We start from the raw sequence: 9,837 nt of genomic DNA on the forward strand, positions 1-9,837 counted from the left end.
TCCAAATCGCCCGGGCCTGCGTCCCTCACGCCGTAGGCACTGTCCCGCCGTCGATGGTGTACTCCGTGCCCGAAATCGAAGCCGCGCGTGGCGAGACCAGGAACGCGATGAGGTCGGCCACCTCGCCCGGCTGCGCCGGTCGCCCCAGCGGAATGCCGCCCAGCCCATCCATCACCCGTTTCCTGCCGCCTTCGTAATCGGTCTGTGCTTCGGCCGCGATACGTTCGACGAAGGCGACGGAAGCTTCGGTTTCAATCCAGCCCGGCGCGACCCGCACCACCCGCACGCCCTTCGGCGTGACTTCCTTGGACAGTGCCTTGCTGTAGGTGGACAAGGCGGCCTTCGCGGCGGCATAGGCGGTGGTCGCCTCGGGCAGCGGCAGGGTGCGCTGGATCGAGGTGACGTGCAGGATCACGCCGGATCCCTGCGCGATCATCGTCGGCAGCAGTGCACGATCCAGCCGCACGGAAGACATCAGATTGAGGTCCAGCGCGTTGTCCCATTCGGCATCGTCCAGCGCGGCGAACCCGCCGGCAGGTGCCGATGAGCCGCCCACCACGTTGATCAGCACGTCGATGCCGCCGAGGTGATGCAGCGTTGCCTCGCCGGCCTGGCGGGCGCCTTCAGCGCTCGCGAGATCTGCTTCCATGTAATGCACACCCTTGATGGGGGCGCGCGGCAAGGTACGCGCTGTTGCCACGACGCGTGCGCCCAGCCCCGCCAGCAGCTCGACCACCGCCGCGCCCAGCCCGCGCGTGCCGCCGGTCACCAGCACGCGCTTCCCGGTCAGTTCCAGGTCGAAGTTCATGCTGCGATCTCCAGCCGGGCGATCTTTCCGCGCTCCAGGGTGAAGGCGTAGCGCAGGTCCAGCGGGCTGCCGGGGAAGTTGCCCGCCACGGTGCTGGTGACCAGGTAGCTGCGGCCATGCCGCTCCAGCGCGTGCGGCGTGGCGGTGTAGCTGTAGCGGGCGGAGGCATCGGTCTTCCACGCCTCGATGGCCGCAGGCCCGGCATGGGTATGGCCCTCGTCCAGCACCACTCCATCGCGGGTGAAGCAGCGGGCCACGGCCGCGGCGCCCTGGCTGTCGGCGTGGAAGTAGGCGGCTATCGGCTCGGGCAGGTTCAGGTCTTTCATGGCAGTGCTCCAGTGGGTTCGGGGTGGAGCAAGCGTGAGCCGATCTGGAGGGTAAGAGAATCGCCTATGATCGGATCAGACCATGTAGGGAACAGTGCACAATGCGCGGCGCTGAATTCGCGGAACTGAAGGCCTTCGTGGCAGTGGTGGATCGCACCAGCTTTGCCCGGGCGGCCGATCACCTGGGCCTGTCCCGGTCTGCCCTGAGCCAGATCATCCGCCAGCTCGAATCCCGCCTGGGCGTTCGCCTGTTGAACCGGACCACCCGCAGCGTGTCGCCCACCGAAGCCGGGCGCCGGCTTCATGAGCGCATAGCGCCGATGCTGCGCGACATGGACCAGGCCGTGGCAGAAGCGGTCGGTGCCAACGCGCGCGCGGCGGGCACGCTGCGCATCAACACGCTGAGCATGGCGGCGAAGAAGGTGATCGCCCCGCGCCTGGGCCGGTTCGCGCAGGCGCATCCGGAGGTGGTGCTGGACATCGTGATCGACGATGGCTTGGCCGATATCGCCGGTGAGGGCTTCGACGCCGGGATCCGGGTGGGTGGGCGCCTGCAGAAGGACATGGTGGCGGTGCGGCTGACGCCGGACATCGAATTGCTGGCGGTGGCGTCGCCCGACTACCTCGCCAGGTCTGGTGAGCCCAGGACACCGGATGACCTCGGTAACCACGCCTGCAACAACTGGCGTTTCCCGGGCAGCGGAAAGGTGGCGGGATGGGAATTCATCAAGCGCGGCAAGCGCGCCGAGTACGTCGGCGAGGGCCCGCTGATCTCCAACCACCAGGACATCGTGGTGCCTGCTGCCCTGCAGGGGCTGGGTATCCTGTACGCCTACAATGACGACGGCATCGCCGAGGCCCTGCGCGATGGACGGCTGCGGCGCGTGCTGGCCGACTGGTCGCCCACGGTGCCGGGCCTGTATCTGTACTATTCCAGCAGGCGTTACCTGCGTCCTGCGCTGCGCGCCTTCATCGATTGCCTGCTCGACCGCGACCTTGGCGGTGACGATGATGCCTCGCCTTCCCAGCCCCCCGGAGTTCCATGAGCGCCAGCATCAGCGCGTTGTCGCGCATGGCCACCCTTCTCGTTGCCGTGCCGCTGCTCCTGGGAGCGTGCGGAAGGACCAGCCACGAGACCGTTTTATCCGCCGATCCGCTGAAGGTCGTGGCGGTGACGCAGAGCACGCTGGACATCAATGTCAGCGAATACCGGAAGTACACCCGCTATGACCTGTACGTGGACGGCGAGAAGCTGTCCGACGCTGGCTTTGCAGCGATGCTGAAGGACCCGGAAGCACTGAAGGATACGGTCGTGCACAGCGACGTGGTGGTGCTGGATGCATCCTCCATCCTGCTGGCATCGCACAACGACACCGGCGCCCGCTGCTGGGCGACCCGGCTCTCCGCCAGTGGCGGTGCGGTGCATCTTCAGAAGATCATGAAAAGCAGCATCGACTGCGCGCCCGACCCGGCGCCGCCGGGATGGTCAGCGCTTTACGATGAGGGCAGTAACCTGCTGCTGGTCCGCCACGCGCCCTTCCATGTCTACCCGATCGCAGGCTACTGGTACGTGCTGCTGATCCAGGGCGACGTTGTCGCCGTGTACCAGAAGGATCGAGAGCAGGAGCGCCTGGTCGTAAGGCTGGTACGCATTTCTTCCCAGCAGACGCTGGCCGAGCAGATACTGCCGATGGACACCTATGCCGAACCCGACCTGGTGAATGCGTCACCGCAACTACGGCAGCAGTGGCTGATGGATAACTTCGCCGTGGCTACGGCGCCTGCCGCGTCGCTGCAGCTGCGCGCAGACAACCGCCTCGAAACCATATCGCCGGAGACATGGGCCGGTTACAAAGAGATCGATCGCCTCAGCCGCGAGGAAGACGCACGCGACCAGGCCGCTGCCGCAGCCCGCGAACGTGCGTTTTACGAGGAAGTGCTGAAGGAAGAAGCGGCAAGGCAGAAGCCCGCAGTGAACACAACGCCCGGATTGCCGACTCAGCGTTGAGCCTGCTGCATGCCAGGCAGCACAATCTGGTTTGCCGCACGGCGATGCTCAATCATGCAGATCAGTAGGTGATTCGTATCTGTGCCATGTCGTCCGTAGTATCGCCCTGATTTCTGGCGGGTCACTCTGGGACGAGCGCGCCAGCTTCGCCATACGCTTACCCTGCTTGTGCGCAGGCGAAAAGAAGGCGCCGGATATGCATCCGGCGCCTTGCGTAACATGGCGGCCATTGGCCGGACGCGACATTACTTCTGCTGAAGGAACGCCAGCAGATCCTGGTTGACCCTGTCCTTGTGCGTCTCGGTCAGTCCGTGCGGCGCGCCGGGGTACACGATCAGCTTGGCGCCTTTGATCTGCTTGGCCGACATGCGGCCGCCGACATCGATCGGCACGACCTGGTCGTCGTCGCCGTGGATGATCAGCGTCGGGACGTTGAACCGCTTAAGGTCCTCGCGGAAGTCGGTGGCCGAAAACGCGGCAACCGAGTCGTAGGTGTTCTTGATTCCGCCCAGCATGCCCTGCGCCCGCCAGGAGTCGATCAGCGCCTGGTTGGGCTTGGCGCCGGGACGGTTGTAGCCATAAAACGGACCGCTTGCCACGTCGCTGAACAACTGCGCGCGGTTTTCAAGCTGGCCCCTGCGCAGGCCGTCAAAGACCTCGACCGGTACGCCGCCGGGGTTGTCGGCGGTCTTGAGCATGAAGGGCGGCACCGCGCTGATCAATACGGCTTTTTTGACCCGGCCGGTGCCATGTCGGCCGATGTAACGCGCCACTTCGCCGCCACCGGTCGAAAAGCCGACCACCGTGATGTCTTTCAGGTCGAGCGTGTTGATCACCGTGGCCAGGTCGTCGGCGTAGTGGTCCATGTCGTTGCCTTCCCACGGCTGGCTTGAGCGGCCATGGCCGCGGCGATCATGCGCGACCACGCGGTAGCCGTGGTTGGCCAGGAACATCATCTGTGCATCCCAGCTGTCCGAATCCAGCGGCCAGCCGTGGCTGAAGGTCACCACCGGGCCATCCTTCGGGCCCCAGTCCTTGTAATACAGCTGCACGCCATCGGCCGTGGTGATGGTGCTGGGGGTGTGGGCAATGGCGGTGACAGCGGCGGGGTTCACCGGTGCAGCGGCCTGCGCGGCGGCACCGGCCTGGACAGCAATGGCCAAGGCGGTGGTGGCCAGGGTACGGGTAAGCGTGTTCATCGGGTGGTCTCCTGCAGAGGGAAGGGGATGCGACAGGCGCTACATTGGACCCCTCGGGCGGACTCGGGATGGCTGAAAGTCCCTGAAATTTGACCGAGAGTACAAAGCGTCAACGAACTCAGAAGTCCCAGAACACCGGCACCCAGCGGAAGACGTCGCCATCGGCCGAGACGCGACCGACCGACGGGAACGGCAGGTGGGTGGCCACCAGCATCTCGCCGGTACCGGCCAGTTCGTTGAGCAGGGTGATGCGTACCTGTGCGGCGCCCTCTGGATCGTGTTCGAACCCGTTGTGCCAGTTCGGCTGCTCGAAGCCCACTGCGAAAATGGCGTCACCGGCAAAGGTCAGTGCCTCGCCATTCGAGTTCAGGCGCACCACGCTGTGGCCGGGCGTGTGGCCGCCGGTGCGGTGCGCGGTGACGCCCGGCCCAATCTCGTGCACCTCGTCAAAGGTGCGCACGTAGCTGCCGTACTCGGCCACGAAGTGGGTAGCGGTGGCCCGCAGCGCATCCGGGAAGCCTGGCGGCATGTTGGTGCGGCTGAAGTCGGGCGCCTTCCAGAACTCCACTTCGGCGGCGGCCACGTGGATGCGCAGCTCCGGGTGCAGTTGTTCCTTTACGCCATCCACCAGCAGGCCACCAATGTGGTCCATGTGCAGGTGGGTGATCACCACGTCGGTGATCTCGCCAAGGTTGATACCCGAAGCGCCCAGGCGGCGGATCAGCTGGCCGGCGCGCGGCAGGTTCAGGTCGGGGTCCATGCCCAGACCGGCGTCGATCAGGATGTTGCGGTCCCCGCTGCGCACCACCATCACGTTCAACGCCCAGTCCAGCGCATCCGGCGGCAGGTACATCTCTTTGAACCACGGCGCGCGCTCGGCGGCGGAGACGTTGTGGCCGAGCATCTGGGTGGGCAACGGCAGCACGCCATCGCTGACCACCAGCACGTCGATATCGCCCACCTTGAGCGCGTACCGTGAGGGAACCAGTTCGTCGAGCGCGGGCGGGGGCGGGGCTACGGTGCTTTCCAGGGTGAACATGAGGAAATCTCCTTGGCGGGATCCACGGCAGGGGCGCCGTGCGGGATCAGCCTAGGGAAGGGCGCGCGCGGCCAGTAGATCCGCGCAGGGGCTCACACTGTTGCCGATCACGCAGCAATGCCGGCGCGTTACCGGTGACGGCGAACCCACATGCGGGTGTCTAGACTGGGCCCATGCCCAATCACACACCTGTCCGCCTGGCCGATATCAACATCGAGTCCTACATCTTCTTCGGTGCAGGCGCGGCGGTCGCGTGGCAGCTTGCCTACCCCGGCGTGGGGCGCGGCGTGGCCCGCCACAGCCAGACATTAAGGCGGCCGTTCTCAAGGCTGCGGGCCACCATGAGCTACATCTACGCGGTGTCGCTGGGTACGGACGAGGACCGGGCCACCATCGCCCGCCATGTCAATCGCGCGCATGTGCCTGTGCAGGGCGAAGACTACAGCGCATTTGATCGCGACCTGCAGTTGTGGGTCGCGGCAACGCTCTACCGCGGCGGGCTGGAGATGTACGAACTGTTCGTTGGCCCGGTGCCTGAAAGCAGCCGCGAACCGTTGTATCAAGAGGCGTGGGCCTTCGGTCGCACGCTGCAGGTGGCAGACGAGCAGTGGCCGCCCACGGCCGATGCCTTCGATGCGTGGTGGGAGAGCCGTCAGCTGGAGCTGCGCGTGGACGAGGAAGTGCGCGCCTATCTGCATGCCGTGCTGGAAAAAGGAGCCCCGTGGTACCTGCGCCCGGCGCTGCCGCTGCAGGCGTTCGTGACGCGGGCGATGTTGCCACCGCACCTGAGACAGATGTTCGTATTGCCATGGGCGCCGGCAGACGAGAAGCGCTGGCAGCGCTTTCGTCGTTGGGCACCGCGTCTGTATTGGCTGCAGCCGCGCTGGCTTCGGCATCTGCCGGCGCGGTACTTCCTGCGAAAGCTCAGGCAGCTTGGGAAATGAGCGAATCCTGAAAGCCGCTTGCCTCCCATGGCGGTTCAATGCTTCTTCGCCGTGTGTGGCGAGAAACCCCGAATGCAGTCGTTGGCAACGGGTTATGGCTGTATGAAGCAGAGAGGATGCGTTGCGGACGCGGGTTCGATTCCCGCCAGCTCCACCACATGTGCACCAGCCTTGGTGCCCAGCTGAAGGGGCTGCACTGGTTTCGACGTGGCGAGCAATCAATGTGGACAGCTCGAGAGGCGACCGACGTAATCGGCGCAAAAACTGTAATCGCCAATGCTGATTACTACGATCAGGACGAGGAAGTCATTCTCCGCGTAGCCTGATTCACGCAAGCGCACGTGATTACCGAACGCGCAACCACCCCGCCGGCAACGGCGGGGTGGCTTCATGCGTCAACTGGCATCAGAACTTCCAGCCCACCCGCGCGTAGTAGAAGCCGCCGTTGAAGCCGTACGGTGAATGCACCGGGTACTCCGCACCTGCCACGCCGGACCACGGGTTCTTGGCCGGGGTGCGGTCGAACAGGTTCTGCGCGCCCAAGCTGAAGTAGAGGCCCGAATCGAACTTCCAGCCCACTTCGGCATCTACGATCAATGCACTGCCGCCGTAGATCGGCAGGCCGCCATCGGCCGCCGAAATCACGCCGCTGTCCAGGTGATCCTCATACCAGGAGCTGTAGTAGTTGAAGCGCAGGTTGGCGTTGAAGATCTGGCGCTGGTGATGAATGCTGAAGTAGCCCTTGGTCTTGGGCAGCGACTTCTCCAGCTTGTATACGCGCGCTTCGTCGATGAAGTCCGGGTCGAAGCGGTCGACCTCGGTCCGGTTCCAGTTGGCGGCCAGCGAGTACGTGGTGTCGCCCCCGAAGTGCGTGCTCTTGAAGCTGGTGACCAGGTCGACACCGGTGGTGGTGGTATCAAACGCATTGCCGAAGTAAGTCACCTGCGAAATCGAGGCCGCTTCGGGGTTGCCGCCGGCCACCAGTGCCGCGCGTTCTTCCGGGGTGACCGCGAAGCTGGTGCTCAGCGCGATGCGGTCTTCGACCTTGATCTGGTAACCATCCAGGGTGATCAGCCAATCGCCTTCGGTCCACACCGCACCCAGCGAAACGTTCTTCGATTCTTCCGGGGTCAGCGGCTGGGCGCCCTTGAGCTGGGCGATGGGATTGGTTGGCGGCAGGGTGGCGATGTCTTCCAGTGCGGTGCCGCCGAACACGGTGCTGATCTGGCTGATGTTCGCCTGGCCGGGGGTCGGGGCACGGAAGCCGGTGTTGTAGGCGCCGCGCAGCGCGAAGTGCTCGTTGAAGTCAAAGCGCGCGGTGACCTTGCCGTTGGTGGTGCTGCCGAACGAATCGAAATCTTCAAAGCGCAGCGCGCCGGCCAGCAGCAAGCGCTCGGTGACCTGTGCTTCCAGGTCTGCATAAGCGGCCCAGTTGCGGCGGTCGAAGGTGCCGGCGGTACGCGTGCTGAACCCGTTGAAGCCGTTGGAGCCCAGCGCGAAGCCCTGTTCGGTCAGCGGACCGATCGCGGTGGACGGACCATCGCCGGGGCTGATCTCGAAGCTCTCTTCGCGCCACTCGGCACCCATGGCCAGGCGCAGCGGCTGGCTGGTGAAGCTGGTGGCGAAATCGCGGCTCACGTCGATGTTGGCGCTCTTCTCGGTCTGCGTGTTGCCGCCGGGGCGGAAGTACAGGCCGGCCGGCTGGTCCGGGCCGAGCGAGGCGTTGACGGTGTTGTAGATGATGAACTCGATATCGTTGCGGCCCCACGACCCGCTCACGTCCCAGTACCACTCGCCCCAGTTGCCCTTGGCGCCGGCGTACACGGAGCTGTCTTCGAGCTTGCCGCCGAAGCGCGGGGTAAAGCCGCCCGGCAGGCTGGACAGGAAGGTGTAGCAGTTGGCCGGCAGCGCGGCGACCGCACCGCTCACCGTGCTGTACGGCAGCAGGTTGCCACCGCCGTCGCGCAGCGCGATGGTCGGGCAGGCGCCTGCACCGGTGAGGTTGCCGACCAGCAGCGTGTCGCCGCCGTCGTTGGAGTACACGCCCGAGCGTGCAGTGGGGTCGCGGAAGTAGAAGCCGCCATCCACGTCGCGCTTGGCGTAGTTGCCGAACAGGTAGAAGTCCACGCTGTCGGTACTCAGGCCCAGGTTGGCGACCAGCTTGAGGTCGTCGTCGACCTTCGGCGAGCCCCAGATCTGCGCCGGCTCGCCCACGCCCGGGTAGCCAGCGGCAATCGCTGCGGCCGCATCATCGCGCTGCACGCTGCGCGAGGTGTCGTCGACCTTGCGCCACTCGGCGGTCAGCGTGGCAAAGCCGCGCTCGGTGAGCGGCAGGCCGATCTGCGCCGAGTACTGGGTGGTGAGTCCGTCGCCCTTGTAGTACTGGCCGGTGAACACTTCGGCCGTGCCGCCTTCGCGCAGCTTCTTCAGGCCGAAGTTGATCACGCCGGCAATGGCATCCGAACCGTATTGGGCGGCGGCGCCGTCGCGCAGCACGTCCACCTGTTCCAAGGCGAGCGAGGGAAACACGGATAGGTCCGGGCCCTGTGCGCCGTCGGACAGGCCGTGGCCCAGGAAGGTGATGACCGCCGCGCGGTGGAAGCGCTTGCCGTTGACCAGCAGCAGGGTGTTGTCCGGCGGCAGGCCACGCAGGTTGGCCGGGCGGATCAGGCTGGCCGCGTCATCGATGGGAATGGTGCTGACGTTGAACGAGGGGACCAGCACCTTCAGCTGGTCGAGCGCATCGGTGGCGCCCTGGTTGCGGAATTCTTCGCCGCTGATGATGTCGATGGGTACCGCGGACGAGGAAACGGTGCGGGGCTTGGTGCGGCTGCCCAGTACTGAAACCGTATCGAGGGTCGCGGTTTCCGGGTTGGTCGAAGCATTGTCGCTGTTCTGTGCCACCGCTGCGGAACTGGTGAGCAGCAGTGCGGCAGCCAGTGCCGCCTTTACTGAAGATGCCAATGGCGAAATTGCTTTCGGAGCGTGAACACACTTGCCAATGCGGTCGTTCATGCATGCACCCTGCAGTCTGGTTGTGGTTGGGTCGTTCTCGTTACGTGCTCATCCGGTGGTTCTCCTTGCGTGCCAGCGGACCTGGTGCGCTGCACAAATACTTAACAGAACGTAAACAATACTGCAACGTATCTTTCGTTCTGACCTCATTCGTTCGAGAGGCGTGAGGCAAAAACGGCCCGCATCCGCCCCTGATGAATCCGGCAAAGTGGAGAAAAGTGTGATTGGGATCTCATGTGTAATGAGATCGGTGCCGCGAATCTGGACAGATCTGGCCTGTCAGCCCGCTGGAATCAGGGCGCTTCCAGCGATGCCTGCAACGCGGCCGCGAGGGCCGCATCGCCGCTGACCAGGTCCACCCAGCGCAGATCCAGCCCCTTGCGGTGGCCTTTGCGCACCAGCTTGAGACCCTCGGGGTCGAGGGTCAGGGTGTAGGACTCATCGCCGATCTGGATTTCGCGGCGCAGGGGTTTGTCGAGCGGCGTCATGGGAACGGTC

General features: G+C 65.1%; 9 protein-coding genes. 3 read left to right on the top strand and 6 right to left on the bottom strand.

Translation table 11 applies throughout. The features are described 5' to 3' along the window. Window positions 1–25 precede the first annotated feature (25 nt). On the bottom strand, window positions 26–808 hold the full coding sequence (locus tag ACQG3P_RS12175) for an SDR family oxidoreductase (RefSeq protein WP_426805190.1): 783 nt from the start codon (window positions 806–808) through the stop codon (window positions 26–28). Beyond that, window positions 805–1,134, bottom strand: a complete 330-nt coding sequence (locus ACQG3P_RS12180) for a nuclear transport factor 2 family protein (RefSeq protein WP_426805191.1) — start codon at window positions 1,132–1,134, stop codon at window positions 805–807. The genes ACQG3P_RS12175 and ACQG3P_RS12180 overlap by 4 nt, the downstream gene beginning before the upstream one ends. A 101-nt stretch (window positions 1,135–1,235) precedes the next feature. On the opposite strand from ACQG3P_RS12180, the gene ACQG3P_RS12185 reads away from it, so the two are divergent. Then, the gene (locus ACQG3P_RS12185; protein WP_426805192.1) at window positions 1,236–2,180 is read left to right on the top strand and encodes a LysR family transcriptional regulator; all 945 of its coding nucleotides are present in this window, start codon (window positions 1,236–1,238) and stop codon (window positions 2,178–2,180) included. Continuing rightward, window positions 2,177–3,142, top strand: coding sequence for a hypothetical protein (locus tag ACQG3P_RS12190; RefSeq protein WP_426805193.1), 966 nt, complete (start codon window positions 2,177–2,179; stop codon window positions 3,140–3,142). The genes ACQG3P_RS12185 and ACQG3P_RS12190 overlap by 4 nt, the downstream gene beginning before the upstream one ends. 245 nt (window positions 3,143–3,387) lie before the next feature. Here the strand turns inward: ACQG3P_RS12190 and ACQG3P_RS12195 are convergent, their stop codons facing one another. Both ACQG3P_RS12195 and ACQG3P_RS12200 read right to left on the bottom strand, forming a co-directional pair. Further along, window positions 3,388–4,341, bottom strand: a complete 954-nt coding sequence (locus ACQG3P_RS12195; protein ID WP_426805194.1) for an alpha/beta fold hydrolase — start codon at window positions 4,339–4,341, stop codon at window positions 3,388–3,390. A 118-nt stretch (window positions 4,342–4,459) separates the two neighbouring features. Further along, window positions 4,460–5,380 carry an MBL fold metallo-hydrolase gene (locus ACQG3P_RS12200; protein WP_426805195.1) on the bottom strand — a complete coding sequence of 307 codons (921 nt, stop codon included), beginning with the start codon at window positions 5,378–5,380 and terminating at the stop codon, window positions 4,460–4,462. A 173-nt stretch (window positions 5,381–5,553) separates the two neighbouring features. Between ACQG3P_RS12200 and ACQG3P_RS12205 the strand changes: the two genes are divergently transcribed. Continuing rightward, window positions 5,554–6,324 (top strand): oxygenase MpaB family protein, encoded by a 771-nt coding sequence (locus ACQG3P_RS12205; protein ID WP_426805196.1) that lies wholly within the window; start codon window positions 5,554–5,556, stop codon window positions 6,322–6,324. A 405-nt stretch (window positions 6,325–6,729) separates the two neighbouring features. Here the strand turns inward: ACQG3P_RS12205 and ACQG3P_RS12210 are convergent, their stop codons facing one another. Both ACQG3P_RS12210 and ACQG3P_RS12215 read right to left on the bottom strand, forming a co-directional pair. Next, window positions 6,730–9,288, bottom strand: coding sequence for a TonB-dependent receptor plug domain-containing protein (locus ACQG3P_RS12210; RefSeq protein ID WP_426805197.1), 2,559 nt, complete (start codon window positions 9,286–9,288; stop codon window positions 6,730–6,732). A 344-nt stretch (window positions 9,289–9,632) separates the two neighbouring features. Further along, window positions 9,633–9,827 carry a hypothetical protein gene (locus ACQG3P_RS12215; protein ID WP_068854137.1) on the bottom strand — a complete coding sequence of 65 codons (195 nt, stop codon included), beginning with the start codon at window positions 9,825–9,827 and terminating at the stop codon, window positions 9,633–9,635. Window positions 9,828–9,837: the final 10 nt, after the last annotated feature.

Source organism: Stenotrophomonas sp. SrG (assembly GCF_050031795.1).
GTDB classification, from domain to species: Bacteria; Pseudomonadota; Gammaproteobacteria; order Xanthomonadales; family Xanthomonadaceae; genus Stenotrophomonas; species Stenotrophomonas rhizophila_A.

What these genes read in the sequence shown, in the direction of transcription:
- ACQG3P_RS12175 (WP_426805190.1), bottom strand. Translation starts at nt 808, where the DNA reads ATGAACTTCGACCTGGAACTGACCGGGAAGCGCGTGCTGGTGACCGGC.
- ACQG3P_RS12180 (WP_426805191.1), bottom strand. Translation starts at nt 1,134, where the DNA reads ATGAAAGACCTGAACCTGCCCGAGCCGATAGCCGCCTACTTCCACGCC.
- ACQG3P_RS12185 (WP_426805192.1), top strand. Translation starts at nt 1,236, where the DNA reads ATGCGCGGCGCTGAATTCGCGGAACTGAAGGCCTTCGTGGCAGTGGTG.
- ACQG3P_RS12190 (WP_426805193.1), top strand. Translation starts at nt 2,177, where the DNA reads ATGAGCGCCAGCATCAGCGCGTTGTCGCGCATGGCCACCCTTCTCGTT.
- ACQG3P_RS12195 (WP_426805194.1), bottom strand. Translation starts at nt 4,341, where the DNA reads ATGAACACGCTTACCCGTACCCTGGCCACCACCGCCTTGGCCATTGCT.
- ACQG3P_RS12200 (WP_426805195.1), bottom strand. Translation starts at nt 5,380, where the DNA reads ATGTTCACCCTGGAAAGCACCGTAGCCCCGCCCCCGCCCGCGCTCGAC.
- ACQG3P_RS12205 (WP_426805196.1), top strand. Translation starts at nt 5,554, where the DNA reads ATGCCCAATCACACACCTGTCCGCCTGGCCGATATCAACATCGAGTCC.
- ACQG3P_RS12215 (WP_068854137.1), bottom strand. Translation starts at nt 9,827, where the DNA reads ATGACGCCGCTCGACAAACCCCTGCGCCGCGAAATCCAGATCGGCGAT.